Consider the following 26,412-nt stretch of genomic DNA (forward strand, 5'->3'; position numbering starts at 1 on the left):
AATGCTTGCACGGATCTTCCTCTGCTGTTGCCTGGTTGCGGGCTGGTCACTGACTGCCGCCGAGGCCACTGCCGGGTCCGCGGTGGAACTCGTTTTCGGTGATCCGGAAGCCCCCACCGCAGTACGCGTTTCTGCCAACGGCGGCGAGACGATGCCCGTGCCGGCCAGCACGCCGCTCGGCAGCTTGTGGAAAGTTTTCATGTACGCCTACCTGAGTGCCGGTGCGCGCAACGTCGCCGACTACCGCTGCAGCGGGCGCGATCCGGCCGAGGAATCCTATTGCTGCGCGCCTGGAGAACGCATCGGCCGCGACGAAGCGCTGGCCAAATCGTGTGGCCTCTATTTCATGCCCCGGCGCGTCGGCGTGTCGGCGGCGGAATGGCGTGCCTGGTGGACACGCCAGGCGCCTCGGGCACCCGCGTGGCTGTTCGACCTCGACCGACTGCAACCGGCGACCGAAGTCTCCGTCGCTTCGTTGCTCGCCGCGCTGGCGGCGATCGACGGCGATCATCGCCGGGCGACGATGGCGGCGTTGCAGCGTGTCAGTCTCGAACCGCGTGCCCGCCCGCTGCTCTCGCATCTGGGCAACGGCATGCGCGTCAAGACCTGGAGCTGGCACGACGGCAAGGGCCGGCGAATCGGCGGCTTCGCCGGCTGGCTGGTGGACGGCACGCCGGTGTGGCTGCGCGGCAGCGGCAGCAGCGCGCAGGTCATCGAGCAAGCGGCCCCCTGGCTGGCCGGTCGCCTGCCGCAGCCGACGCCACCCGACGAGGCCTGCGTGCGCGTTCGGTTTTTCAGCCGCTACCCGCTTGCGGAAGTCCTCGTCGATGGTCGTCCGGCGGCGACTGGCCCGCTGCGCGGCAGCGTTGAAGCGCGTTTCGCCAATACCCGGCGCCTGAGCTTCAGCAGCCGTGGCGAACTCAGCCTCGGCCGGCCCGGCGGCCGGCCGGTCGTCGCCGGACGTTTCGGACTCAACGACTACGTTGCCCGCGTGATCCAGCGCGAGGCCGGTGCCGAACCGGCGGCAGCCGCGCGGGCACTGGCGGTAGCCGCCCGTACCTATCTCGTCCGGCATGCCGGACATGCGGGCGGCTGCTATGAAATCGACGACGACAGCAGCGCCCAGCGGGTTTCGCCGGCGCCACCGGAGCATGCTGCCCTGCGTGTCGCGCAGTGGAGCGACGGCCTGGTCCTCAGCGGCGTTGCCGGTCGCTACCACCTGACCCGGAGTGCGCCGCAGCAACTCTCGTGGCAGGCCGCCGTCGCCGGCGCGGCCGCCGGTGAACGGTGGGACGAAATTCTCGAACACGCCTATGGCGGTGCCGGCTTCAGCGTCGTCGGCGAAGCGGATGCCGGCGAATGCCAGCCACTGGCGAGCGCCGAGAACTGGCTCGCTGGCCGCCAGGCGGTGTGGAAGCGGCGGCTGGCCGGCGTCGTCGGCTTCGAGGCACCGGCGCCGCTGCCGCGTGTGTGCCGCCTCGATCACGGCAACCCCTACGCCGACATCGAACGCCGCCGCATCTATGCGTCGGGGATCGGCAGCGCCAACGAACGCCTGACGGTCGCCCACGAATACCTGCATTTCGCCCTTGCCAACCATCCTCGCGGCCGTGACGAGGATTTCGTCGAACAGACGGCGCGTTCGCTGCTCGGCACCCCCTGACCGCAATCCCCATGCTCACCATTCCTCGCCATTGCGTTTCCCCGCTCTTCCTCGTCGCCGCCTTTTGCACGGCTGGCGCGGCTGCCGACAGCGGCATCGCGCTCGACGGCCCGCGCGGTGGCTGGCGCAACGGCGCGCTCGCCGAGGAGCGGGAATCGGTCATCGCCGCCGCCTACCCGAAGCCGCCGGTCGATCGCGGCGGCCAGAAGAATCGCACGCTGATCGAAGGGCAACTCCGGCAGGCCGGCAAAAATCGCCAGCCTGGCCGGCTGATCGTCAACGGCATCGACATGCCGCTGTACACCGACGAACAGGGACGCTTCGTCAAACCCTGGGCGTTCGGGCCGGGCAGCAACAGCGTTGAAATCGTCGCCCCCGGCGGCACTCGCCGCCGTCTGCAGTTCTACGAAAACCATGCCGAAAAGACGCGCAGCAGGCTGCGCATCGTTCTCGGCTGGGACGATGCGCATGCCGAAGTCGATCTGCACATCCTGACGCCCGACGGTGAGCACGCCTTCTGGGCGCAACCGCTGCTGCGGCGGGGCGGCGGTCTCGACGTCGATAGCGTCGATGGCGGTGGTCCGGAGATATTCTCCACCGCCGCGCCGGTCCCGGGGGCCTATCTCATCTACGTGAACTACTGGGGAAATTTCGACGCCGCCGGCTACAACTTCGACGCCGACGCGCACGACAAGCCGCTGATCACCACCCGCGTGACCATCGTCAGCAACGAGAACACCCCCGACGAGCGTCAGGAAACGCTGGTCGTCCCCCTGCGTCGCGTCGGCGATCTGACCTTTGTCCGCGCCCTGCGTTACGGAGAGAAAAAATGAGCCGCCTGGTCCGGTCCTTGTGCGCGCTGCTCGTCGCCGCTACGGCGCAGGCGCAGGTCACGCTCGACGCGCCACGCGGCGGCTGGAAGCACTCCGGCGGCGAGCCGGCGCAGCACCTGCAGGACGTCAATTACCCGGCCAGCCGGGTCAATGCCGGTGGCCCGCGCAGCCGCGAGGATGGTAGCGAACTCGGCGCGGCGATCCGCGGCCGGATCGCCGGCGCCACTGTGGAAAAGGCCAGGCAGCCGCACCTGCTGGTGGTCAATGGCGTCGCCATGCCGCTGAGCGTCAACGCGGACGGTTCCTTCGCGCGTCCCTACGCGTTTCCGCCCGGCGCCAACAGCGTCGAAGTACGCACCCCGGACCGCAAGCAGGGGCGGCGCGTCAACTTCTACGACGCCAACGCGGCGCGCCAGCGCGTCGGACTGCGCATTGTCCTCAGTTGGGACAGCGACATGACCGACATCGACCTGCACGTGCTCTCGCCGGACGGTCAGCACGTCTTTTTCGGGGATCGTCTCGGCCGCAACGGCGGCGCGCTCGACGTCGATGTCACCGGCGGTTACGGCCCGGAGATCTATGCCATCCCGTCGCCGCCACACGGCAACTGGCAGGTCTACGTCAATTACTTCGGCGGCGGCATGGGGACTGACGGGCAGGAAGAGAGCCAGGAAATTACCATCGCCCAGGTTGCCATCATCACCCGCGAAGGCACGCCCGATGAAAAACTGCAGGTTTTCCGGGTGCCGCTGCGCCGCCCCGGCGAACTGACGCTGGTCAAGTCCTTTGTTTACCCGTGAACTGGTGGCGCGTGCCAGTGGCCGTGTTGCTCGCCGCCTGCCGCGGATGCTGCCCGCCATCCCGACGACTGGACAATTCGTGCCCGAAATCATACGCTTGGCACGGGAGCACACGGTGTTCGGCTCGACTTGAGAGGATGAGAATGAAGAATGCATTGCTTGTGGCTTGGCTGTCCTGGGCCGTTACCGCTTCGGCGGCCGTGTTGAATGTCGAATTCCAATTCTCGCCCTACACCGGCGACCGCAAAGCGGACAAGGTGGAACAAGTCGCCGGCCAGGCGCGGGTGTTGGTCAATGGCGTTCCCGTTGCCAGACAGGAAGTGGTCGCCCAGCAGGTGCCAGTGTTGTTCGAGCAACGGGAAGTGGCCGCTGCCGTGTGGGCACCGACGGCTTCTCTCGGCAGTTCGGTGCGCAAGGGCAAGAACCGCATCCGTATCGAATTCACACCCGCAGACGGTACCAAGCCCTATCGTGCGCTTTTTCGCTACGCCACCGTCACGGATCAGGTGATCCGCACGGAAACTTCGCCGGGGCATTTTTCGGAAACCAACCAGACAGGTATGGGCGAAGAGGAGAAGAGCGTCACCGGCCCGGTGAGCTTCGAAAGGGAATTCGACGCCGATTTTGCCGAAGATCGTCCCTGGCATCATCAGCCACCGGTGACTTCGCTCAGCGATGCCGATCTCCAGTCCCTCAAACAGTTGGTGCGCGACCGCGCCGCCGCCTTCAAACCCGGCTTTCAGCCCATCTACCAGGAATTGTCCGGGATCAAGAACAGTTCCATGCAACTCAATATCGACGCCATCAGGAAGTCCAGATGTCTGGACAAGGCTTATGCTGCCGGCGTGCGCATCGTCCCAGCCGCCGACCTTGACATCGTGACGACCGGCAACCCGGAAATCGTCGTCGGCACCAAGTCCGGCCAATTGTTCGGTCCTGAAGACAGCAATGCCTTCTCGCGCATCAAGGGCAACGACATCCAGATGTGCATCGGCGTCGTTCTTGGCGTCTACTACCCACAGCAGATGTTGGTGGTGCGCGGCAGCGAGGACAAGTGGATGGTGGTCCGCTGAAGACCGCTCATTCGTGTCACACTCGCGACGGATCAAGCCACCCTTGACGCCGCTGCGGCGGCGCAGGTGTCGCTCGACACGCCAAGCGGGGGCTGGCGGCACTCCGGCGGCGAACTCGGAGCGGCGATCCGCAGCAGGATCGCCGGTGCCGCCGCGGCAAGGACGAAACAGCCGCACCTGCTGGTCGTCAATGCGCGTCGCTATGACGCTCAGCGGCAACCCGGACGGTTCCTACGCACGTCCCTACCTGTCAACGCGGGTCAAGTCCTTCGTTTACCCGTGAGCGCGCGCTGGCTACCAGTGGCCTGGCTGGCGGCAGTCTTGCTCGCTGCCTGCGGGGAGAAGCCGACGCCGCTCGCGCACGACGCCTACGTCTGGCAACGCCGCTGGCAGCCCGCGCTGAGTGCGGCACTGCGCGATTCCGCCGACCTCGTGGGCTCGTGGCGGATCCTCGCTGGCGAGATCGATCGCCAGGGTCGATTCGAGCCGATTGCCGTCGATCGGGCGGCGATCGTTGCCAGTGGCCGCCCGGCGATTCCCGTCGTGCGCATCGCCGCGCCGCTGGCAACGCTCGACAGCGCGATGCTGGTTGCCGACCTCGTCGCCGTGCGCGGCGACTGGCCGACATCGACGACGCTGGAAATCGACCACGATTGCGGTAGCCGTCAACTCGCCGACTACGCGCGTTTTCTCGTCGCCTTGCGCCGAGCCTTGCCGCCCGGCCAGCGACTGTTAATCACCGTACTGCCTGACTGGCTGGGCGCGCGAGAACTGGATGGCCTGTTGGCAACGGTCGACGAAGTCGTGTTGCAACTGCATTCGCTCGACAAGCAGGCGCGCAGTCTGTTCGATGCCGCTGGCGCGCGCGCGTGGACAGCGAGCCTCGCCCGTCGGACCGGCAAGCCCTTCCGGGTCGCATTACCGAATTACGGCTCGCGCGTCGTGCTCGACGGACAAGGCCGGATTGCCGCCATCGAGAGCGAGGTACCGATCGATGGCGGGCGGCTCGGCGCCGTGCCCGGCGAAGATCGCGAACTCTTCGCCGCGCCAGCCACCGTTTCGGCTTTCCTGCGCTGGCTAGAAAAGACGTCACCGCGGCACTTCGCTGGCGTCGTCTGGTTTCGCCTGCCGCTCGCCGGCGACCAACGCGCGTGGACGCCCGTCACCTGGCGCGCCGTCATTTCCCACCGCGAAACGCCGGTGCGCCTGGCCGGCGAACTGCAGTCCAGCGACCAGCCGGGCCGGCAAACGGTGGTGCTACGCAACGCCGGCGCGATGGACGGCACATTGCCGGCCGCCCTGGTCGTCAAGGCACCCTGCCGCGGCATCGCGGGAAGCAACGGCTACGTCCTCGAACGGGAAGGCGACGAGAGCGTTTTCCTGCGCAGACAAAACGCCCTGTTGCGCGTCGGTGGCCAGGTCATTGTTGGTCTTGTGGAGTGTCGCGCGGGGACTGGTCGGGTGCGCATTGATGAGTGAACCGCGGAACAGGGCCCCGGCCCGGCCCATTTTGATTGTAGAGCCTGCGTGTCAGTACATATCACATCAGCACCAGGTTGTAGTCCAGATTCTCGGTACGATCCCGTTTTGAGGAGCCTGTTCGGATGGAGGATCAAACATTTCGAACGCTCACGTTGTTGAAACGGATACACAGCCGTGTCAAACGGCGACGTCCAACCTTGACGAACCCGTAATCTTGCGTGAGGAAGAAAAAAAGGACCAGCCAGCCAAGGGGTTGGTCCAATTAACTGCTGGCCAGAACGTTCGCCATCACCAACGCCATGCAGATTTCAGTTATATGTCATGGGGTGCTTGCAGCTAATCCAGATGATGCACTTGCAACAATGTTGCATTTGAGCCTGGCATGTGCTTCAATTTTCGACCATGGTGCCTGCTATCACGTGCTCTGTCGAGACTCCTGTGGAAACCGAAAGCGTTGTGCTGCTTATTCGTCGCACAGGTGCGCGCGTTATTTTCTCGCTGTCGCGCATCGACCTCGACCAGTTTGGACGTTATGCCGAGTGTACCGGGACATGCAGATGATCATCAGCGTGCCGGTCGCTGATCGCGAGAACGGCAATAATACTTGCGCCATGTTCTGCGGCGCGGCTTCGTTAACCGACAGCGAATGAAGCTGCTTCGATCCGCTATTCTTGCGTTGCTACTGGTGCTGGCGCAGTCGGCAGCACTGCTCCATTACGTCGATCATCTCAAGCCGGATGCCGATGAGGGGGGCGGGCATGCCTGCGTCTTCTGCCTGGCTGTGCATGGTCTCGACTCCCCGGTGCCGACGCCTGCCAAGGCCGTGGCCGAACCTTTCCTCCCTGTCGTACCGCTTGCCCAGGTAGCCTGGTTCTCCTGCTCCCTCCGGCTCCTTCTGCCGTTTGCCCGCGCTCCTCCTCCCGCCTGATCGCTTCACCAGAATCGTTGATCCGCCAGAAATCCCTGCCAAGGGAGGCGTTCCGTTTTCTTGAGGAGTCATCATGCGTACCCCCGTTTCCGCCGCCCTGGTTGCGGCACTGAGCTTTACCCTGCCGGCGCACGCCGCCAACGAAGCCGATCTGGCCGAGATCCGCGCCCAGGTCAAACAGATGAAGGAGACTTACGAGCAACGTATAGCAGCGCTTGAAAGCCGCCTCGCCGAGGCCGAAAAGACCGCTGCGAAGGTCGAGGCCAGCGCAATACAGAGCGTCGCGGCACCAGCGCTGTTTGCCGCCGCACCGACTTCGGCCAGCGCCTTCAATCCTGCCATCTATGCGGTGTTGCAAGGTGTCTATGCCAACCTCTCGCAAGATCCAAACAAATATGCAATCAACGGCTTCGTACCGAGCGGTGACATCGCGCCAGCCAAGCGCGGATTCAGCATCGCCGAGTCCGAGTTGGGGTTCAGCGCCAATGTCGATGACAAGATCTACGCCAACATGATTCTGTCGCTCTCTCCTGACAACAGCGTCGAGGTCGAAGAAGCCTATGGTGTGTTGACCGCCCTTCCCGGTGGACTCAGGCCGAAGTTCGGACGCTTTTTGTCGAGCATCGGTTATCTCAATGACCAGCACCAGCATGGCTGGGATTTCTACGATGCGCCGCTACCGTACCAGGCGTTTCTTGGTGGCCAGTTCCGCAGTGATGGCTTGCAACTGAAATGGGTGGCGCCGACCGACACCTACCTCGAACTGGGTGCCGAGGTCGGCGATGGCGCAAGCTTTCCGGGCACAGAGCGCAATCGCAACGGCGTCGGCAACTATGCTCTCTACGCGCACGCCGGCGGTGATATCGGTACCAGCCACAGTTGGCGTGCCGGCCTGTCGTACCTCGGCCTGAAGCCTCAGGATCGTGAGTACGTGCAAGTAGACACGTCCGGCGTCGATTCGCAATTGTCTTTCAGCGGCAGGAGCAATTTGGCGATCGCCGATTTCGTATGGAAGTACGCACCCAACGGCAATGCGCAGAACACCAATTTCAAGCTGCAGGGCGAGTACTTCTGGCGCAAGGAGAATGGCAACCTCACCTACGATCGCGACGGCGCGCTCGGTCTGACCAACGCATCCAGCTACTCGTCGCGACAGAGCGGCGGGTATCTGCAGGGGGTCTACCAGTTCATGCCAGAGTGGCGTGTCGGCGCCCGCTATGACCGGCTCGAACCCGGCACCGTCGGCTACGGCACGAATGCCGCCTACCTGGACTCATCAGGGTTCAATCCGCAGCGTTACGCGCTGATGTTCGATTACACACCCTCAGAGTTTGGCCGTTTCCGCCTGCAGGTGCAGCAGAGCAAGCTCCAGCCTGACCTTACCGATAATCAGGTTTTTCTGCAGTACATCCTGACCCTGGGTGCGCACGGCGCGCACAAATACTGAGAAACTTGAAAGGCCACACATGAATCGTCTTCTACAAATCCTGGCGGTGCTGATCTCTGCCGCCTTGGCGACACCGGCGCTGGCAGTGCTGAACGTTTTCGCCAGCGTACCGGAATGGGGAGCATTGATCGAAGAACTGGGGGGTGACAAGGTCAGGGTTTACACGGCGACCAACGCTCTGCAGGATCCACATCACATCGAAGCCCGGCCAAGCCTGATCGCCCGTGCACGCACTGCCGACCTCGTTGTCGCGACTGGTGCCGAACTGGAAGTCGGCTGGTTGCCGCTGGTGCTGCAGCAGTCTGGAAATGCCAGGGTGCAGCCGGGAAAGCCGGGCTATTTCGAAGCAGCGCAACACGTGCGGATGCTCGACAAACCGGATCGCATCGATCGTGCCGACGGCGACGTGCATCCTGGCGGCAATCCACACATCCAGACCGATGCGCACAACATCGCACGCATAGCAACGCCGTTGGCGGCACGGCTCGCCGAACTCGATCCCGCCAATGCCTCTGCCTACCAGGCGCGCCACAAGGCATTCCTCAGCCGCTGGAGCACGGCAATCGCCAATTGGGAAAGGCAGGCCGCACCGCTGCGAGGCGTGCCGATCCTCGTGCAGCACAAGGCGTTTACCTACCTCGAGGATTGGCTCGGGCTGAAACAGGTCGCTGCCCTCGAGCCCAAACCGGGCGTCGAACCGACCACTGGCCACCTGTCGGAGGTGCTCGCAACGCTGCAACAGCAGCCTGTGAAGATGGTCCTGCGTGCCGCTTATCAGAGCGACCGTGCGTCGCAGTGGATTGCCGAGCGAGCCAGGATCAACGCCGTGGTCCTGCCATTCACCGTCGGCGGCGACGGGGCTGCGAAGGATCTCTTCAGCCTCTTCGAGGACACGATCCAGCGCTTGCTGAAGGGGGCGCAATGAGCTTCGACTTCGGTAGCGTCGAAGCCTCCATTTTGTTGCCGGCGTTCGCCGCCGGCCTGCTGGTGACGGCGACGCACGTGCCGCTCGGCATGCAGGTGCTGACCCGCGGTATCGTCTTCATCGATCTGGCGATTGCGCAGATTGCCGGTTGCGGCGTGCTGCTAGCCGATCAAGTCGGCTTCGAACCGGCGGGCGCTGCAGTACAGCTGGCAGCGCTGTCGGCGGCGCTCGCCGGCGCCCTGCTGCTCACCTGGACGGAAAGGATCTGGCCCGATGTGCAGGAAGCGGTGATCGGCGTGACCTTCGTGCTCGCTGCCACGGGCAGCGTGTTGCTGCTGGCAAGCAACCCCCATGGCAGCGAACACTTGCGCGATCTGCTCGTCGGGCAGATCCTGTGGGTACAACCTGCCCGCCTGCTCTGGGTGGCGGTGGCCTACGGAGCGATTCTGATTCTCTGGTTCGGTGCTCGCGGCCGGCTTGGCCAGCTTGGCTTCTACGCCATGTTCGCGGTCGCCGTGACCCTGTCGGTTCAACTCGTCGGACTCTATCTGGTGTTCGCAACCTTGATCGTGCCACCGCTGGCGACACGCCGGATGGCGCACAGGCGCCTGCCGGCAGCGTGGCTGCTGGGCGTCACCGCTTATGCGACAGGTCTGGTGCTATCGACTGCGCTCGACCTGCCGACCGGGCCGGTCATCGTCTGGGTCCTGGTCGCCCTGGCGTTACTCTGGTACGCGGCTACCGCCAGGCGGACCGTGATGGACGATGGGCAGGGCTAGGCGATCGCTGCTACGCTTGCGTCAACGGCGCCGATCATCACCAACCAGACGCTTTGGTCTTCTAGCAACCCTGATGTATCTGACCATTCATTGTCGACCATCTGATGTATTGCGCATAACTCCAACACAAGGATCTCCCATGCTCACTCGCACACTTCTTGCTCTTGCCGCCGCCTTGATCATCGTCAATCCCGTCGCGCACGCTGAAAAAGCCCATGTTCACGGGGCTGCCGAACTCAACGTCGGCGTCGAGAATGATACGTTGCGCATTACGCTCGAATCACCACTGGACAGTCTTCTGGGTTTCGAGCGGGCGCCCAAAGGCGACAAGGAACTGGACAAGGTACGCCGCATGGCGAATCAGTTACGTCAGGCTGACAAGCTGTTTCTACCCACTCCAGGCGCTGGCTGCCGGCTCGTGAATGTCAAGCTGGAGTCGGCGGTCATCGACCCCGCAGTACTCGGCGAAGCCCCTGTCGTCAGGACTGCAGCGAACGCCGCGCAGGGTGACGATCGAGCGAGGACGGGCCAAGAGCACGCCGACCTGGATGCCGAATTCACCTTCCATTGCGCCCAGCCTGCTGCACTGCGGGGCCTGGAGGTGAAACTGTTCGACGCTTTCCCCGGTTACCGGCAAATCCGCGCGCAAGTAGTGACCGCCAAGCGACAGTCTGCGGCCAGACTCTCGCCCAAGGCCAACACATTGAACTGGTAACCCGATCATGAAAAGCGAAACGGTCGTCGCCATCACGGATCTGGTCTTCAGCTGGCCTCGCCAGAGCGCTGTTTGCCTGGATCTGCCCGAGTTACGCCTGCGCCGCGGCGAGCACGCCTTCCTGCATGGACCGAGCGGCTGCGGCAAGAGCACCTTGCTGAGCCTGATCGGTGGCGTGCTGGTGCCCGGGAGCGGAAGCATCGAACTCCTGGGAGAGGTTCTGGGGCGCCTGCGGTCGACGCAGCGCGATCGGCTGCGGGCCGACCACATCGGTTTCGTCTTCCAGCAATTCAATCTTGTTCCCTATCTGCCGGTTATCGACAACGTTCTGCTACCCTGTCGTTTCTCCGCGCGGCGACGTGAGCGGGCACAAGCCGGTGGCGCCTCGCTACGCGGCGAAGCGGAACGTTTGCTGGGCCATCTCGATCTGGCCCGCGACTTGTGGCGACGCCCGGCTACCGATCTGTCGGTCGGACAGCAACAGCGTGTGGCGGCAGCACGCGCACTGATCGGACATCCCGAACTGCTGATTGCAGACGAACCCACTTCCGCTCTCGACGCCGAGCGACAGGAAGCCTTTCTCGATTTGCTCCTGCATGAGGCGAATGCTGCCGGTTCGACAGTACTGTTCGTCAGCCACGACCGCCGCCTGGCACACCATTTCCCTCGCGATCTGGCTTTGCCGCTGCTCAACCGTACCGTCGCCGGAGGTGTCGCATGCGCTATCTGATCGCGCTCGCGTTGCGCAGTGCCTGGAATCGGCGCTACACCCTGAGCTTCACGCTGCTCTCCATCGCCCTCGCCACGACCTTGCTGGTCGGCGTCGAGCGACTCCGCCACGATGTCCGCGAGAGTTTCTCGCAATCGGTTTCCGGCACGGACCTGGTGGTCGGTGCGCGCTCCAGCCCAGTCCAGTTGATGCTGTACGCAGTTTTTCGCATCGGCGAAGCCAGCCAGAACATGCGTTGGACGTCGGCGCAAAAGATCTCACGACATCCAGCCGTGGCCTGGAGCATTCCACTGTCGTTAGGCGACTCGCATCATGGCTTTCCGGTCCTCGGCACCTCCCTCGACTACTTCACGCACTTTCGCTATGGCGATCGGCAACACCTGCGCTTGCAGGCTGGGAAGCCTTTCGAAGGCGTCTTCGACGCGGTTCTAGGCGCCGAGGTGGCCAGGCGGCTGGGCTATCGCCTCGGACAAAAGATCGTCCTGACGCATGGCAGCGGCGCGCTGGAAGGTGCCGCCCATGGCGACAAGCCTTTCTTTATCGTCGGAATACTGGCGCCCACCGGCACGCCTGTGGATCGCACCGTACACATCAGCCTGGCCGGCATGGAGGCTGTTCACCTCGATTGGCAGGGTGGCGCTCCGGTGCCGGGCTTTTCGATTCCGTCCGAACTGGTCAGGAAGTTCGATCTCACGCCCAGGACCCTTACCGCCCAACTCGTCGGACTGAAACAGCGTGGCGATGTTTTTGCCATGCAGCGGGCCATCGCGGATGATGTCGATGAACCGCTGATGGGCGTGCTGCCCGGTGTGACGCTGGATCAGATCTGGGAAGTCGTCGGGCAGGGTGAGCAGGCTCTGCTGCTGGTTTCGTGGCTGGTCGCCCTGGTTGGGCTGGGAGGCCTGGTGGCCGTGATCCTCGCCAGCCTGGATGCCCGCCGGCGCGAGTTGGCGATCCTGCGTTCCGTTGGGGCACGTCCGCGAGAACTGCTGGTGCTGCTTGCCATCGAGGGTGTTTCGGTCACCGTCGGTGGAATTCTGACTGGCCTAGCTTTGCTGGCTGCACTGCTGTTCTTTGGCACTCCCTGGATCGAAATCCATTATGGTATCGCGCTCAATGGCCTGAGTCTGAGTCGCGACGATCTGGTTTCCCTGGCAAAGCTGCTGGGCTGGATCCTGCTCGCCGGTAGTGTGGCAAGCCTGCTGCCGGGTTTGCGCGCCTATCGCCTTTCACTGATCGATGGACTTACCCCAAGGACCTGAATCATGCGCGCTTTTCAACCTCTCGCATTCTTGCTGCTTCTTGCCGGCTCGACAGCACTGTTGGCCGAGCCTCCACGTGTGCCGTACCAGGTAGGCGAACGTCTCAGCAAGGCGCCTGCCTCGCCGACAGCGAATTTCCGCGAAGTCACATGGGAGCAGCTAATTCCACCCAACTGGAACCCTGCGGATGCCTTCAAGGGCTTTGATCTGGCGAAAATGCAGGATGCCGATCCGCGTGCCATGGACGCGCTCGCCCGCATGCGCGACGCCTGGGCCAACGCACCCGCCGAGCCGTCGCTCAACGGCGCAGCGATCCGCATCGCAGGTTTTGCCATTCCCCTCGAACGCATCAAGGGCGAAGTGCGTGAGTTTTTGCTCGTGCCCTACTTCGGAGCCTGCATTCACGTTCCGCCACCGCCTGCCAACCAGATCATCTACGTGCTCTCCGACAAGCCCCTCAAGGACATGCAAAGCATGGACGCGATATGGGTCAGCGGTCTTCTGAAAGTTTCCGCCGGTGACAGCTCGTGGGGTCGCTCAGCCTATCGCCTGCAGGCCAGCGTGATTGCACCGTATGCTTTGCCAGGCAGCAAGTAAAGCTTGCCAGAGGTCTGGTGATGAAACGATTTGTGTTTGTGGCCGTGCTTACGTCACTGCTCTCAGATTGTCCGGATCAGGGCTTTCGCGCTATAAGGCCAATCAGCGCCGAACGCCCCTTGTGTCCCATTCCCTCAGCAATGTGATCCTCGTATTCAACGAGTTCCTCGATTTTCCAGTCGCCGAAAGCTGCTCGTAACAGTTCTTCAGTGTACAGGTTTTCGACAGCTGACGGCCCCCCGGTCCCATAGTCGAGTTGCTTGGGTGTGTAGCCCTGTAGCAGGATGCGTCCACCCGCCTGCGCAAGCAGCTTCAACACCGCGAACTGTCGTTCCCTTTCCTTGGGGCCGGTGAACTGAATGAAGATGGCGATCACCCAGTCGAAAGCACCGTGCAGTTCCACCGGCGGCCAGTCCGGCGCAAGCATGTCGGCGAGGACGAAGCGGACCTCGGCGCGGCGTCCAGCCGCGAGCCGCCGGGCCTTTTCAATGGCGACCGCGGAGAATTCGATCGCGGTGACTTCCAGGCCCTGCTCGGCAAGCCAGACCGAGTTCCGACCTTCGCCATCGGCAACCGACACCGCAGTCCGGCCGTTCTGCAAGAGGGCAACTCGATGCGCGAGAAACTCGTTCGGTTCGGTGCCAAAGAGATAATGTTCGCCGGCCTCCCGGTAGCGATTACTCCATGCAATTTCTTGGCTCATTGAAAGCCTATCCTTTCCCAGCAGGTTCCACCAGCGATGAACGTGGGTGTGGGCTTGCAGCCAGACTGGCGCGAATTATTCGGTTTACGACAGACATCGCCAGAATGGCGAGTAACACACCGGCCCAATAGCCAGCACCCAAAGCATGTGTCGTTTGCTGGATTCAGTTCAGAAAGTGTGGTGCTGACGGTCGATCATCGTGTTCGATAGGAGAAATGGCAGCTTATACAGGCGCTTGTCAGGTTGGGCAGGAGTGCTATGGTCCGCTCCCGGTTTCCCGTTTGTGCCGCCTTGGCGAATTCGCTGGCGGCACGGTGGCCGTCTATGGCCAAAGCATGCATCGCCGTTGGCATGTGAGGCCCCGGGCGGGCATCGAAAGGCTTGTCCCGGTGTTTGCCTTGTGCGGAAAGTCCAAGTTTCTGCTCGGCCAGATTGCCAGCATCCTTGAGTTTGCCGCCCCCGACGAGCGTGAGAATCTCGTTGATCACCAGCAGATTGTCGAGCATCTCCTGACGCAATACTTCCTGGGCTGGCGGCGGCAGAGTGACCAGTTGGCGCTGATCTTGGGCCATGGCGGCGCCCGAGAGCAGCAAGCCGACGAGCCATGGATAACGCCAGCCACACCAATTCATCCACTGGCGTATCTGACTGTGCGAATGGAGACTAACGGCAAGAAATTTCATGGCATTCTCCTGCTAGAGAGGGTGTGTTCTTCGGTGTTCATGGTCTGCAGCACATGGACATTTTCGATCCGGCCGTCGTCGAACAACAGGCGGCGCACGCTCCCATCCGTTGCCCCGGGTGGGAGGAATAGTTGACATGGCCATTACCTCGCAATGTGAGAAAGATAGACCCGGTCAGATCCGTGCCTCCTCCAGACTGAACTCGTGGATCTCGTTGCGGAACGCTTCAGGGTCGCGTTAAAGCGAGGCCAGCAAACTCCCAGAAAGCTCCCAGAAAGCTCCAAAAATTACACCAGCGTTTATTTGGTAGCCTGGATGCCGACGAACTCATCGAATGCCGCCACCGCGTTCGCTGAATACATCAAGGATGGACCGCCTCCCATATAAACGGCCATTCCCAGTGCCTCTTCAACCTCGGCTTTTGTCGCACCAAGCTTCACCAAAGCCTGCGTGTGAAACCCGATGCAGGCATCGCAATGCGCGGCGACTCCCAGAGCAAGAGCGATCAGCTCTTTGGTTTTCTTGTCCAGGGCACCATTCTGGGTTGCGGCGCGAGCCAATTCATTGAAACCTTTCATCACCTCCGGAATGTCGGCGCGGAGGGTTGCAAGGTTTTTTGAAACTGCACGGGTCAGGTCTTGATAACTTGTCGTTGTGGCATTCATGATTTTCTCCGATCTAAAGACACTATGTTGGCTTGCATAACTCTTCTCCTTAAATGATTGCTTTGTCGGTGTGCGTGCCCAGGGTGGCACTGTGGATTGCGAAGCGTTTGATCCATGGCAATAGCGATGTCATCAATGGTTCATCACCATACTTCGCGATTTCAAATCGCATTGACAGGAATTTTTAAATAATTCATACCATTGCTTTCTGCGGGGGGCAATTCTCCGGCTCGAATGTTGACCTGGATCGAGGGCCAGATCAAAGTCGGCATGTCCAACCCGGAGTCCCTTTCTTTCCGGATGGCGACGAAGGCAGCCTCATCCTTGTTGTTGCCTACGTGAATGTTGTGTTGTCGTTGCTCGCCGACCGTAGTCGCCCAGCTTGCAGGCCGACCGTCCGGAGGGTAGTCGTGGCACACGAAGAGGCGAGTTTGTTCCGGAAGCGAGAGTAACTTCTGGATGGAGCGATAGAGCATGTGGGCATCCCCGCCAGGAAAGTCGCAGCGCGCCGTGCCGACATCAGGCATGAACAACGTGTCGCCGACAAAAATTGCGTCGCCGATTTCGTAGGCCATATCGGCCGGTGTATGTCCGGGAACAAGCAATGCCTTTCCCTGCAGGCGACCGATCACAAAAGCTTCGTCTTCGTGGAACAGATGATCGAACTGAGATCCGTCTTGGCAAAAATCGCTGCCCAGATTCAGCAGACCTTTGAACACAGCCTGAACCTGGCGAATCCGCTCACCAATCGCTACGGTGCCCCCGAGGTTCGACTTGATGTACTGGGCAGCCGACAAATGATCGGCATGGGCATGCGTTTCCAGGATCCAGTCGAGAGTGAGCTCTGCTTTCTGGACGAACCGGATCAGGCAATCGGCCGGTCCTGTCGCGGTTCGACCCGATTTCGGCTCGTAAGCAAGAACGGGATCAATGATTGCGGCATGGCCTTTAGGTTCGTCGTAGACAACGTAGCTGACGGTTCCCGTGACGTGATCGAAGAATGCTTCAACAAGGGGTCGCATGATTTCCTCAAGAACGGAAAAATTATATTGTAAAATATAATATCAGCTGATATATTGTTGTCAAGCAACTTCTGGAAGAATCATGGAAAGGTCCTCCCCCCCATTGAACATCGAAGTGATGCGTGTTGCCGCTGGCGAGGCGACATGCGTGTTGCGTGCCTTGGCCAACCCGGAACGTCTGTTGTTGCTTTGTCAGTTAAGCCAGAGCGAGAAGTCAGTGGGAGAACTGGAAGCTTTGGTGGGGATCAGTCAGCCGACGTTGTCACAACAACTAGGCGTCTTGCGCACCGAGGGTCTGGTCAACACGCGACGCGAGGGAAAGTACATTTACTACTCGGTGCATGACCCGAAGGTTCTGACGCTCCTGACCTGCTTGTATGACCTGTATTGCCCAAAGGACCAGAATCCATGACGATTGACTGGAATCATTTCACCCCGCTGTCTTCCTTGGCCGGCGGCGTGTTGATCGGCGTCGCCGCGGCGCTGCTTGCCCTGTGTAACGGCCGCATTGCGGGTATCAGCGGCATCGTCGGCGGCCTGCTACGACCACAACGTGGTGACCTGGGATGGCGTGCGGCCTTTGTCATCGGTTTGATCCTGGCCCCACTGCTATACCGAGTGTTGGCCCCATTGCCAGAAATACGGATCGAAGCAGGCTCAGGCCTGATCATTCTGGCGGGTCTGCTGGTCGGCGTGGGTACACGTTATGGCGCTGGCTGCACCAGTGGCCATGGGATCTGCGGGCTTTCGCGACGGTCGCCCCGCTCAATTGTGGCCACACTGTCGTTCATGGCGGCAGGGTTCGCCACGGTGTTTGTGATGCGTCATTTGCTGGCTTAGGGAGATCGCGATGAATCTGCTGTTTGCCCTGCTATCGGGTTTGATCTTTGGCTTGGGTTTGATTCTTGCCGGCATGGCCAATCCGGCGAAGGTTCTGGCATTTCTCGATCTCGCGGGCCTGTGGGATCCCTCCCTGGCCCTGGTGATGGGCGGCGGGATTGCAATGGGCAGTCTCGCCTTTGCGCTGGCCAGGAGACGAACCCAATCGCTGCTCGGTCTGCCGATGCAATTGCCCACGTCACGTCAGCTTGACCGTCGCCTGATCGGTGGAAGCGTTACGTTCGGCATAGGCTGGGGGCTGGCGGGGATATGCCCCGGCCCGGCGCTGGTTCTGCTCGGCAGTGGCTCGGACAAGGGGATGATTTTTGTGGTCGCCATGTTGGCAGGAATGGGCGCATTCGAAATTCTTGAACGTCGCTCGGTCACTGCCGCGAATGGCAAACACACCCATGGCAAGACTGCATAGGCGGGCATGGAAATTACACTGATTCTCGGCATCGTCGTCGGTGCGGTGCTTGGGCTGACGGGCGCTGGCGGCGGAATACTCGCTGTTCCTGCACTGGTCTCGGGCATGGGCTGGTCGATGCAGCAAGCCGCGCCGGTTGCTTTGATCGCAGTGGCTGGCGGCGCTGCGCTGGGGGCTGTGGAAGGCCTGAAAAAAGGGCTGGTCCGCTACAAGGCTGCGTTGGTGATGGTCATCTCAGGTCTGCCATTGACGTCTGCCGGCGTTAGCGTAGCGAACATCCTGCCGCAGCGATGGCTGCTGGGCGCATTTGCCCTCGTCATGCTGATCGTAGCGGGGCGCTTGTTGAGACAAGCGTGCCTGGCCGCTTCGGGAGTTGCGGCAGAGGATGCAGCCTGGGTGCGGCTCGATTCAACCACTGGCCGATTTCATTGGTCCTGGACGACGGCGTCACTATTCGTGAGCATCGGTGCACTCACCGGATTCATGACCGGATTGCTGGGTGTCGGCGGCGGCTTTGTCATCGTGCCCATGCTGCGTCGCTTCACCAACATGTCGATGCACGGGATCGTAGCTACATCCTTGTTGGTGATTGCCCTGGTTGGTTCTGGCGGCGTCGTGGCCGCCGTGGTACATGGCATTGCGCTGCCTCTGCAAACGACGGCTCTGTTTGCGCTTGCAACCGCCATCGGCATGCTGCTGGGGCGCAAGCTGGCGTCACGCATCGTCGAAAGACATGTCCAGCTTGGGTTCTCGCTAGTACTGATCCTCGTGGCTTTGGGTTTGATCTACAAAGCAACTTTCAATTCCTGATCAGGCTTCCTGCTTTGGGCAGAACATTTTTCCCTCAGGGACGCTGGCGGCCTTGCCGTACCCCGTGTCGAAGGAGGCGCCCACCGCACCGATCTGCGGCAGGGCATTTGGCCAGATCCTGCCGAACTCCGGGGAGGACGCGTCGGACATGGAGGACAGCGGTCAGGCTATCGCACTCAGCTTGGAAGGCGTTCCCGGTATCCCCGCCTCGGAACCGCCTCACCGCTTTTCGGATTGCGCCCGGTACGTGCCGGATGGTAGTTCAGACTGAAACTTCCGAAGCCACGAATTTCGACTCGAACGCCTTGTGCCAGGGAGCGCCCGATGGCGTCAAGGATTTCTTTCACCGCGATTTCCGCGTCCTTCGCCATCAAGTTTGGGAAGCGGGGTGCGATGGCGGTGATGAGTTTGCAGCGCGTCAAGCTCCGCATTCTACCGTCTGGCCCTGGGCTACCGGTGATCACCACATCTAGATCGGTGAATGCGGGTCCTCGGTGTGTCAAGCCAAGCTCGCCTGTACATGACGATCGTGAACAGCAAAGTTGGGGAAATAGTGACCATATGGCACGAAGGCGCGACCTGGAATGGCTTGGATTGCTTGACTCAGTGCCGGGCACTGACTCGCCAGACGACATTGCCCACGTCATCGGCAACCAGCAACGCTCCCGACTTGTCGAGTACCACGCCGACTGGCCGGCCAAAGGCGTTGCCGTCTCCGCTGAGGAAACCGGTCAGCACATCGACGGGCTCGCCGGACGGTTTGCCCTTGTCGAACGGCACGAAGATGACCTTGTAGCCACTGTGCGGTCGTCGGTTCCACGAGCCGTGCTGGCCGATGAACATGCCCTTCGTGAACACTTCCGGCAAGGTCGTGCCAGCGGAAGATGACAGGCCCAGCGGCGCGGTGTGCGGCCCCAGGGCGTAATCGGGTGCAATCGCTGCGGCCACCAGATCAGGGCGTGGCGGCGTCACACGTTCGTCGATATGCGGCCCGTAGTAACTGTATGGCCAGCCGTAAAAGCCACCATCACGTACCGACGTCAGGTAATCGGGCACCAGGTCGCTGCCGAGTTCGTCGCGCTCGTTAACCACCGTCCACAAGGCGCCGCTGTGCGGTTCCCAGGCCAGACCATTCGGGTTGCGCAGACCGGTGGCAAAAAGCCGATGCGCACCGCTGCCGATATCCACTTCCCAGATGGCGGCGCGCTCAACCTCCGCTTCCATGCCTCGTTCGGCGACGTTGCTGTTCGAGCCGACAGTCACATAGAGCTTGCTTCCGTCGGCACTGGCAATCAGATTTTTGGTCCAGTGGTGGTTGATCGGACCAGCAGGCAGATTCACGACTTTGCTGGCGCGCGCGCTGATGCGCGTGTCGCCAGCGGCGTAAGGGAAACGTACTATCGCGTCGGAATTGGCGATGTAGAGATCGTTGCCGACCAGCGCCATACCAATAGGCGAGTTCAGACCGTCCAGCAACACCGAGCGAACATCAGCCACGCCGTCGCCATCGCTGTCTCGCAACAGGGTGATGCGGTTGGCACTGGGTACGCCAGCCCCTGCCCACTTCATCACCAGCCCCATCAACCAGCCCTTGATGCCCTTGCCGTCCTCGGGTTTGGGCGGCGCATTGCTCTCCGCAACAAGCACATCACCGTTCGGCGGGACATAGAGCCAGCGCGGATGATCCAAGCCGCGGGCGAATGCGACCACCTGCGTACCCGGCGCGGACTGCGGAGTCATCCCCGGCGACCAGCCCTGGGCCGTGGCGATATTTACGGTGGGAAACAGTGCGTGTCGTGGCGCTGGCAGCGCAGGGTGTGGCCCGATGCCAGCCGAGATGGGCAAGGTCGCCATATCTCCACAAGCACTGAGGGTCAGCATGACCATGCTGGACGACACGCCCATAAAAACAGCGATCAAGTGTGGGCTTGACCAACGCATGTGCATTGCCTCAGGTGAAAACGCCGATTCAATTCTCGACCTTCAATTCATCGGTGATGAAACTGAAGATGCTTTTCGCAGGGATCACGTTTTCATGGCTCACTTGTGCTGTCCGTTCGATAGCGAACAGACGGTTGTTTCTTTGACCCGCAAAATTGCGTTCGGCAAGCCAGTTGCCAAACCCGGTAATAATGGAGACACATCATGATTGAAAAGACCGCCAGCGTTCATTGGGAAGGCCAGGGCAAGCAGGGTCTGGGTGCGATCAGCACCGCAACCGGTGCGCTGAAGCAATACCCGTATGGTTTTGCCAGCCGCTTCGAGGATGGCCGGCCCGGCACCAACCCCGAGGAAATTCTTGCCGCAGCTCACGCTGCCTGCTTCACGATGGCATTTTCGTTCGCCTGCGATAAAGCGGGATTGGCGACTACCGACGTGGATACCACGGCCAGTGTGCGCCTGTCCAAACAGGGTGAAGGTTTTGTCATCGACCGTATCGCGCTGACCATGCAGGCCACGGTTCCCGGCATTGACGACGCGAAGTTTCAGGAGATCGCTGCTGCGGCCAAGCGTGACTGCCCTCTGTCGAAGGCTCTGGCCAGCGTTCCGGAAATCACCCTGGTGGCCACACCGAGACGCGTAGGGTGACCACCTGATCGGTGAATCGCCCCGTATGGGCGATTCGCTTACTTACCTCAGGGGCCGTGAATTGATTGAAGGCACATGGCTGCTTTGCTCCGACAGAGTCGGGGACCCGAAAGAAGTCGCTACATGAGTCAAGGAAAATACGCGGCCGAGATGACCGATAGCGTTCTCCAATGGCAACCCTTTGAAGTCCGCCGCGACTGACCCCATGCCCCGGCGCGCTTCTACCCCGCTGGCACCGCTCCAGAAGCTTTTCGAAACGAAGCGCGGCAAGAGGTTGCCGCTGCCTCCCAAGCTGGCGCGGCTGTACGGCAGCCTGCGCATGCCCCAGCCACGTACGCATCCTTATGTCCTCAGCAATTTTGTGACCACAATGGATGGCGTCGTCTCACTCAATGTGAAGGGGCACGCCAGCGGCGGGGACATCAGCGGATTCAGTGCCCAGGATCGCATGGTGATGGGCCTGTTGCGCGCCATTGCCGACGTGGTGATCATCGGTGCGGGCACTCTGGGCGCCGATCGCCAGCATGTCTGGACGGCCAGAGCCATTTTTCCCGAACTCGCGGATGACTATCGACGGCTGAGCAAGGCGTTGGGTAAAAGCGAGGCACCCCTGAATGTGATCGTCAGCGGCAGCGGCGAGATTGATCTTCGGTTGCCGGTGTTCGCCTCCGGCAAGGTGCAGACGTTGATCGTTACGACGACAGCGGGTGCGCAGCGCATGCTCAAACAGGGTGTGCCTGATGCGGTGGAGGTCCGCGCGATGCGTAGCAGCGTGGGCACAATCGCGGCCAGCGCCATTCTCGAAGAGGTGTGTCGGCTGAGTCCCGGCAAGCTGATTCTGGTCGAGGGTGGGCCGCGATTGCTGGGTGATTTTTACGCGCAGCGGCTCATCGACGAGCAGTTCCTGACACTCGCACCGCAGATTGCCGGCCGCGATACGGCGGACGACCGGCGGCTCGGCCTGGTCATGGGGCAGGCATTCGCGCCGGGGGAGACCCCGTGGGGAACTTTGCGTGACGTGCGGCGCGGCAGCAGTCATCTGTTTCTGCGATACTCGTTTTCCGAGTCCCGGACGAGCCGGATATGACGCGACCATCCACGCCGATAGCGAGGTCGGCCCGGATGGAATGATCAGAGATGCCGGTATTGCGCCGACAGGACGATGTGCCGCGACTTTTGCCAGCCCTGGATCGCGCGATGGCAACGGCCTGCCTGGTCGCGGTGCGCCGATGGCGACAAAGAACTGGCATGGGGGGCCTTCGCGGACGCCAGGATGATCGGTAGAAATCCGCGGATCAGCGAATCGGGCCGGACGACACCAGACGAAAGCCGGCGTTGTCGACCCGCTCGCCGGGGCTGTTCCAGTTGCGTTCGGCGCAGCGCACGGCGTCAGGGTTGCCATACCAGGAGCCGCCGCGCAGCACGCGCGCGTCGCCACTGGCATCGGGCTGCGATTTCCTCCGGATGCGCATGTTTGTTCAGACACCATTCGCAGACGTTGCCGGCCAGGTCGAGCACGCCCTCAGTCGAGGCGCCTTGCGGATAGGCGCCGACGATCGTGGTCTGTTCGAGTTTGCACTCTCCAGCGTTGTCCCAAGTCTCATTGATGTTGGCGTAGCCCGTATGGTAATCGTCGCCCCAGGGAAAGGCGCGGCCATCGCGGCCGCGGGCTGCGCGTTCCCATTCTTCTTCGGACGGCAACCGCACGGTGTAGCCGAGTTGCTCGCTGAGCCAACGACAGAATGCCACGGCCTCGTACCAGTTGACGCTGATGCAGGGCCGTGTCGCTTGCGGCCAGCGCGACTCCTGCGGCTGCGGGCGCTCGATTCCTTGCCACCAGCGCTCGTCGTCATAGCCGCTGGCGTCGATGAAGGCCTGGTAGCGCACATTGGTGATCGGGTGGCGTGCCATATGGAAGGTCGGCAGCGTGCGACGCTTTCCGTCCTGGTAGATATAGTCGCCGCCGGGTATTTCGACCCAGTCGATGTCCGGCCAGAGGGGCGACCGGAGTGGGTCGGAAGAAGCAGTCATCGTGAGGCGCACTCGCAGGGATGGGTTGGCCCGATGATACCCGCAGTCCTCCTTCTTCTATGCGCGCTGCCGTACAGAGCGAGTCGGCTTCAATCCATACCCTTGTGGGCGCGATCGATGAATTCTCAAGCAAGACGTTCCCGTTCTGATGGGGCTGTCGCTTTCGCCCGCCTAGCACATGGCTTCTGTTCGCGCTGGCATGACGGGAGGCCGGGCCAGCAAGGCAGGTCACCGGCCAGTCCGACACGCCCAATCACCATCCCCAGCGGGAGCATTGACAACATGCCGAAGATTTCCCGATTCAAGAGCTTGGCCATATCCTTCATGGTCTGGAGCGTCGGCGGCAGCGCGATCGGGGTCACCCCCCTTGCTCGTGCCGCAGCGCAGGAAGCGGCGCCATCGCAGCATGCCGCCGCACTGGCCAAACATCACCCCGACCTGTCGGGACACAAGCGAGTCGGTAAGGCTTCGTTCTACTCGAAAAAATTTGCCGGCAAAAAGATGGCGGACGGCACCGCAATGAAACTGCAGGGTAACAACGCGGCAAGCAAGACGCTGCCGCTCGGCACCACCGCCAAGGTCACCAATATCGACACCGGGCAGACCGCGGTGGTCACCATCCAGGACCGTGGGCCGCATGTCAATGGGCGGATAGTGGATCTCTCGCCGTCCACGGCGCAGAAGATCGGGATCACGCAAGACGAAGGCGTGGCCAAGGTGGAAGTCGCCCCAGTGGCGGTCCCGATGCCTGACGGCAGTGTGAAAGCCGGCGTCGCGGCGCATGACGCCAAGACAGACAGACGCTCCTCCGACGTTCGAGCCAAGTGACGATCTGAACAAGGATCCGCTGGCACTGCTCCTCCTCCCACCACAACGGCGGACGGATCGCCAGTCGATGCATGGTGACGTGACGAAGTAAGCACTCAGGCAGAATCGATGGCACATAGCCGGCTCCTGATCGTCAATGCACACTGCAGTGGTATTACGGGTAGCAACGAGCTATATCCTCGAACGGGAAGGCGACGACATCGTCTCCCTGCGCAACTGACAGGCGCTGGTTCGCGCCGGTAGCCGGGTCATCGCCGGACTTATAGAGTGTCGCTAGGAGACTGGTCGGGTTCGGGTTGATAAGTGTGCTGCGGCGCATGATTGAACGAGTCGAGCCAGGGGCCTCATTCTTCAGCGTAGGATCATCACTGTGGACAAACCGCGCCACATGACCGGTAACTTGATCGGAGTGTCGATATGAGTGCAATTCCAGGTGACCAGCACATCCATTTCGTGAAATCGCTGTTCATCCTCTCCTATTACATTCCCTTGGCAGGCCGTAACTTCCGGATCCAGGCGTAGCGGTCAGGATCTTTCTTCAGCAGATACTCCTTCAACTCCGGGTCGTTGCGCTTGCGCAGGATGCGTTTGATCTCGGCGTCTTCGTCGTTCTCCGTCGCTCCCCGTTTTCTCGCCTCCTCGAACCAACGGGTTCCTTCTTCATAGCGCCTGGTGTCATAGCACAAGGCACCCATCAAGGTGTACGGGTTGTGGCTGTGGGGGTAGTACTGGATCGCCTGCAAGGCGCATTCCTCTGCCTCGCCCAAGCGTTCCAGATCGCGCAGCGCGCCCCCGCGGGTGGTCAACAAGGCTTGCTTGAGCTTGGCTTCTGCGATTCTGGAGAGATCCAGTTCAGTCAGGCTCAGCGATCGTTCCGGCTCCTCCGCCCGGCGCCAGTGAGCACTGCTGCTGGCCAGCAACCAGAAGTTTTTCGTGCGTTTGAACTCCGCTTCGCAGAACAGGGCTTTCAGCCTATAGCACGAAACGTAAATCTTGTTCCTTTCATTTCTTGTGGAAGGCTGAGACGGGGGCCTCATAGGGTGCCTCGGTTGACACCAATCCTCGGTGGTTAGCCAGACCACCTCCTGATCGTTGAGGCATTGCTCGGTCTTGAGTTTTTGTAGAATCCGGTAGAGTGGGCTTTCTACAGTGTCCTCGCGATGCTCCACGCCAAAGAACTTCTTCAGCGACAGCAAAAGAACCTTTTCCGATTGGTTGCCTTGGCACCAGACGACGTCTTCTGTCGTCAATTCCAGCCCCTGCTCGACCTTGGCAATCAGCCGTTTGGCGTGGTGCTCGACGGCAAGTACGATGGTATCGTTGAGCTTGCGTTTTCTCAGATAATTGAGGTCTGCCTCCGCCAAGGGCAGGTCAGCGTCGATTCTCTTGAGCACTAAGTACAAGTGCGTGCTTGGCGAATCTTCTGCCATTTGCGCTGCTTGATACTTTGCCTTCAGGGAGGAAAACTCAATCTTCCGGCAAGCGGCTGAAACCGTCAAAAAGCCATGCTGCTGAAGGTATCGCTGCTCATGTTCGTCAGGGAGGGTCTGTTCTTCCAGCTTCTGCAAGATGATTTGAAGCTGAAGCCGGTCTTCGGCGGGCAATTCGGAAGCATTGATTCCATGTGTTTGGCACAAGGTCCCGAAATGCATCGCCAAGCGCTTGACGACGGATACGATGTGTTTCTGGCGCAGCCATTCCAAGTCATTGCTGGCGAGAACTTGCCCTTCACTCAACTGGAGCAATATCCTCCTCGATGTCATTTCGCAGGGGATGTCCTCGGTCAGATCCAGTTGTGTCTTGAGTTGATTGAACTCGCGGACAGTGGCATAGCTGGAATCAACAAACCTTTCTTCTACTTGGTCTAGCAACTCGAGGTTGTGTACCTTGTAGAGGATCAAGGCGGTTTCAGAGTCGGCAGTGAGACTTGGCACGGCGTTGATCCTGGACGAGAGTAGTCGATTCCGTCGCAGGTCCAGTATTTCAAGTCGAATTTCTTCTGCCAGAGCGCTCCGGTACGCTTCCTGGGCACTGATCACGTCGATTGCAACGGACAATTGTTGTTTCTCCAACCATTGCCATTCTGCCGCCGTAAGGGCCATAGCCATCTCTGCCTTGCGCAATACAAAACTCAGCGTGCTAAAGCGGGTCGTGCTGTAAGTCGGTGGGACGCGATACTTTTCGTAGAGAGAGGCGTTCATCGGGAGTAGAGAAGGAAAAATGGCAATTCCGTGGGTATTGTCGGCATGTCGGTCGAGAGCCCGAATATAGCGCCTCCCGAGCCCGCGAGCCAGAAGTTCCAGGAGCAAACCGGGGCGCTGGCGAGTTTCGGCCGGCACTAACCCCCCGCGCTCATGTTCCCCTGCGCTGACCGTATGCAATTGCTGAGCAAGCCTTGCGCCCGGTTCCTGGTGACGCGCAACATGACTGTGCGTATCGTCACATTGTCCATGACAAAATATAGGCATCTCTTGACAGATGTGCTGTTTAAGCATATCTTCTGTATCATTGAATAAATTGTCCAGGACAAAATGAATGGCG

27 protein-coding genes and 2 pseudogenes are annotated in these 26,412 nt (G+C 61.2%); 21 read left to right on the forward strand and 8 right to left on the reverse strand.

Annotation, left to right across the window (positions count from 1 at the left end):
• Position 1: 1 nt before the first annotated feature.
• The 13 genes from AC15MQ_RS09695 to AC15MQ_RS09755 all read left to right on the forward strand — a co-directional run bounded on the left by AC15MQ_RS09695 (position 2) and on the right by AC15MQ_RS09755 (position 13,234).
• Positions 2 to 1,663 (forward strand): DUF2300 domain-containing protein, encoded by a 1,662-nt coding sequence (locus tag AC15MQ_RS09695; protein ID WP_483079980.1) that lies wholly within the window; start codon positions 2 to 4, stop codon positions 1,661 to 1,663.
• 11 nt (positions 1,664 to 1,674) lie between these two features.
• Positions 1,675 to 2,496 (forward strand): YfaP family protein, encoded by an 822-nt coding sequence (locus tag AC15MQ_RS09700; RefSeq protein ID WP_287666719.1) that lies wholly within the window; start codon positions 1,675 to 1,677, stop codon positions 2,494 to 2,496.
• The gene (locus tag AC15MQ_RS09705; protein WP_483079981.1) at positions 2,493 to 3,296 is read left to right on the forward strand and encodes a YfaP family protein; all 804 of its coding nucleotides are present in this window, start codon (positions 2,493 to 2,495) and stop codon (positions 3,294 to 3,296) included. Before AC15MQ_RS09700 ends, AC15MQ_RS09705 begins: the two co-directional genes overlap by 4 nt.
• Before the next feature lie 143 nt (positions 3,297 to 3,439).
• Positions 3,440 to 4,369: a hypothetical protein gene (locus AC15MQ_RS09710; protein WP_332335246.1), complete on the forward strand. Its 930-nt coding sequence runs from the start codon at positions 3,440 to 3,442 to the stop codon at positions 4,367 to 4,369.
• Between the two features lie 279 nt (positions 4,370 to 4,648).
• Entirely contained in the window at positions 4,649 to 5,848 is a 1,200-nt protein-coding gene (locus AC15MQ_RS09715) for a DUF3142 domain-containing protein (protein WP_483079982.1), read from the forward strand.
• A gap of 649 nt (positions 5,849 to 6,497) precedes the next feature.
• The gene (locus AC15MQ_RS09720; RefSeq protein ID WP_287666711.1) at positions 6,498 to 6,779 is read left to right on the forward strand and encodes a hypothetical protein; all 282 of its coding nucleotides are present in this window, start codon (positions 6,498 to 6,500) and stop codon (positions 6,777 to 6,779) included.
• Between the two features lie 73 nt (positions 6,780 to 6,852).
• Positions 6,853 to 8,226, forward strand: a complete 1,374-nt coding sequence (locus tag AC15MQ_RS09725) for a hypothetical protein (RefSeq protein ID WP_483079983.1) — start codon at positions 6,853 to 6,855, stop codon at positions 8,224 to 8,226.
• 19 nt (positions 8,227 to 8,245) lie between these two features.
• Positions 8,246 to 9,151 carry a metal ABC transporter substrate-binding protein gene (locus AC15MQ_RS09730; RefSeq protein ID WP_483079984.1) on the forward strand — a complete coding sequence of 302 codons (906 nt, stop codon included), beginning with the start codon at positions 8,246 to 8,248 and terminating at the stop codon, positions 9,149 to 9,151.
• Positions 9,148 to 9,930, forward strand: coding sequence for a metal ABC transporter permease (locus tag AC15MQ_RS09735; RefSeq protein ID WP_287666707.1), 783 nt, complete (start codon positions 9,148 to 9,150; stop codon positions 9,928 to 9,930). Before AC15MQ_RS09730 ends, AC15MQ_RS09735 begins: the two co-directional genes overlap by 4 nt.
• A gap of 139 nt (positions 9,931 to 10,069) precedes the next feature.
• Positions 10,070 to 10,645, forward strand: a complete 576-nt coding sequence (locus AC15MQ_RS09740; RefSeq protein WP_483079985.1) for a DUF2796 domain-containing protein — start codon at positions 10,070 to 10,072, stop codon at positions 10,643 to 10,645.
• Between the two features lie 7 nt (positions 10,646 to 10,652).
• Positions 10,653 to 11,375 (forward strand): ABC transporter ATP-binding protein, encoded by a 723-nt coding sequence (locus tag AC15MQ_RS09745; protein ID WP_287666702.1) that lies wholly within the window; start codon positions 10,653 to 10,655, stop codon positions 11,373 to 11,375.
• Positions 11,363 to 12,637 (forward strand): ABC transporter permease, encoded by a 1,275-nt coding sequence (locus AC15MQ_RS09750; RefSeq protein ID WP_287666701.1) that lies wholly within the window; start codon positions 11,363 to 11,365, stop codon positions 12,635 to 12,637. The genes AC15MQ_RS09745 and AC15MQ_RS09750 overlap by 13 nt, the downstream gene beginning before the upstream one ends.
• A 30-nt stretch (positions 12,638 to 12,667) precedes the next feature.
• On the forward strand, positions 12,668 to 13,234 hold the full coding sequence (locus tag AC15MQ_RS09755) for a DUF3299 domain-containing protein (protein ID WP_350497790.1): 567 nt from the start codon (positions 12,668 to 12,670) through the stop codon (positions 13,232 to 13,234).
• A 76-nt stretch (positions 13,235 to 13,310) separates the two neighbouring features.
• On the opposite strand, the gene AC15MQ_RS09760 is transcribed toward AC15MQ_RS09755, so the two are convergent.
• The 4 genes from AC15MQ_RS09760 to AC15MQ_RS09775 all read right to left on the reverse strand — a co-directional run bounded on the left by AC15MQ_RS09760 (position 13,311) and on the right by AC15MQ_RS09775 (position 16,307).
• Positions 13,311 to 13,937: an SAM-dependent methyltransferase gene (locus AC15MQ_RS09760; RefSeq protein ID WP_332337360.1), complete on the reverse strand. Its 627-nt coding sequence runs from the start codon at positions 13,935 to 13,937 to the stop codon at positions 13,311 to 13,313.
• Positions 13,938 to 14,131: 194 nt separating this feature from the next.
• On the reverse strand, positions 14,132 to 14,620 hold the full coding sequence (locus AC15MQ_RS09765; protein WP_483079986.1) for a cytochrome C: 489 nt from the start codon (positions 14,618 to 14,620) through the stop codon (positions 14,132 to 14,134).
• A 299-nt stretch (positions 14,621 to 14,919) separates the two neighbouring features.
• Positions 14,920 to 15,285, reverse strand: coding sequence for a carboxymuconolactone decarboxylase family protein (locus tag AC15MQ_RS09770; protein ID WP_287667505.1), 366 nt, complete (start codon positions 15,283 to 15,285; stop codon positions 14,920 to 14,922).
• A 161-nt stretch (positions 15,286 to 15,446) separates the two neighbouring features.
• Positions 15,447 to 16,307, reverse strand: a complete 861-nt coding sequence (locus AC15MQ_RS09775) for an MBL fold metallo-hydrolase (RefSeq protein WP_287666693.1) — start codon at positions 16,305 to 16,307, stop codon at positions 15,447 to 15,449.
• A gap of 82 nt (positions 16,308 to 16,389) precedes the next feature.
• Between AC15MQ_RS09775 and AC15MQ_RS09780 the strand changes: the two genes are divergently transcribed.
• From AC15MQ_RS09780 to AC15MQ_RS09795, 4 genes are read left to right on the forward strand one after another with little or no spacing between them, the layout of a single operon-like run.
• Positions 16,390 to 16,719, forward strand: a complete 330-nt coding sequence (locus AC15MQ_RS09780; protein ID WP_332335257.1) for an ArsR/SmtB family transcription factor — start codon at positions 16,390 to 16,392, stop codon at positions 16,717 to 16,719.
• Positions 16,716 to 17,147 (forward strand): YeeE/YedE family protein, encoded by a 432-nt coding sequence (locus tag AC15MQ_RS09785; protein ID WP_287666690.1) that lies wholly within the window; start codon positions 16,716 to 16,718, stop codon positions 17,145 to 17,147. The genes AC15MQ_RS09780 and AC15MQ_RS09785 overlap by 4 nt, the downstream gene beginning before the upstream one ends.
• A gap of 10 nt (positions 17,148 to 17,157) precedes the next feature.
• Positions 17,158 to 17,613 (forward strand): DUF6691 family protein, encoded by a 456-nt coding sequence (locus AC15MQ_RS09790; protein ID WP_483079987.1) that lies wholly within the window; start codon positions 17,158 to 17,160, stop codon positions 17,611 to 17,613.
• A gap of 6 nt (positions 17,614 to 17,619) precedes the next feature.
• Complete coding sequence (locus AC15MQ_RS09795) at positions 17,620 to 18,423, forward strand: sulfite exporter TauE/SafE family protein (protein ID WP_483079988.1); 804 nt, start codon at positions 17,620 to 17,622, stop codon at positions 18,421 to 18,423.
• A gap of 212 nt (positions 18,424 to 18,635) precedes the next feature.
• Here AC15MQ_RS09795 and AC15MQ_RS09800 read toward each other — a convergent pair.
• Both AC15MQ_RS09800 and AC15MQ_RS09805 read right to left on the reverse strand, forming a co-directional pair.
• A pseudogene (locus AC15MQ_RS09800) lies at positions 18,636 to 18,845 on the reverse strand (HU family DNA-binding protein); the annotation flags it as partial.
• A gap of 181 nt (positions 18,846 to 19,026) precedes the next feature.
• A complete protein-coding gene (locus tag AC15MQ_RS09805) occupies positions 19,027 to 20,328 on the reverse strand; it encodes a PQQ-dependent sugar dehydrogenase (RefSeq protein WP_483079989.1) in 1,302 nt (433 codons plus the stop codon).
• Here AC15MQ_RS09805 and AC15MQ_RS09810 point away from each other — a divergent pair.
• The 3 genes from AC15MQ_RS09810 to AC15MQ_RS09820 all read left to right on the forward strand — a co-directional run bounded on the left by AC15MQ_RS09810 (position 20,249) and on the right by AC15MQ_RS09820 (position 22,099).
• Positions 20,249 to 20,572 carry a hypothetical protein gene (locus AC15MQ_RS09810; protein ID WP_287667566.1) on the forward strand — a complete coding sequence of 108 codons (324 nt, stop codon included), beginning with the start codon at positions 20,249 to 20,251 and terminating at the stop codon, positions 20,570 to 20,572. The genes AC15MQ_RS09805 and AC15MQ_RS09810 overlap by 80 nt on opposite strands.
• Positions 20,569 to 21,012 carry an OsmC family protein gene (locus AC15MQ_RS09815; protein ID WP_287666688.1) on the forward strand — a complete coding sequence of 148 codons (444 nt, stop codon included), beginning with the start codon at positions 20,569 to 20,571 and terminating at the stop codon, positions 21,010 to 21,012. The genes AC15MQ_RS09810 and AC15MQ_RS09815 overlap by 4 nt, the downstream gene beginning before the upstream one ends.
• Before the next feature lie 205 nt (positions 21,013 to 21,217).
• A complete protein-coding gene (locus AC15MQ_RS09820; protein ID WP_483079990.1) occupies positions 21,218 to 22,099 on the forward strand; it encodes a dihydrofolate reductase family protein in 882 nt (293 codons plus the stop codon).
• Between the two features lie 208 nt (positions 22,100 to 22,307).
• Here AC15MQ_RS09820 and AC15MQ_RS09825 read toward each other — a convergent pair.
• Positions 22,308 to 23,043, reverse strand: a pseudogene (locus AC15MQ_RS09825) (formylglycine-generating enzyme family protein).
• Positions 23,044 to 23,325: 282 nt separating this feature from the next.
• Between AC15MQ_RS09825 and AC15MQ_RS09830 the strand changes: the two are divergent.
• Positions 23,326 to 23,871 (forward strand): septal ring lytic transglycosylase RlpA family protein, encoded by a 546-nt coding sequence (locus AC15MQ_RS09830; RefSeq protein WP_483079991.1) that lies wholly within the window; start codon positions 23,326 to 23,328, stop codon positions 23,869 to 23,871.
• A 479-nt stretch (positions 23,872 to 24,350) separates the two neighbouring features.
• On the opposite strand, the gene AC15MQ_RS09835 is transcribed toward AC15MQ_RS09830, so the two are convergent.
• Entirely contained in the window at positions 24,351 to 26,366 is a 2,016-nt protein-coding gene (locus AC15MQ_RS09835; RefSeq protein WP_483079992.1) for a hypothetical protein, read from the reverse strand.
• Between the last annotated feature and the right edge of the window lie 46 nt (positions 26,367 to 26,412).

It is taken from the genome of Candidatus Accumulibacter propinquus (assembly GCF_056856495.1).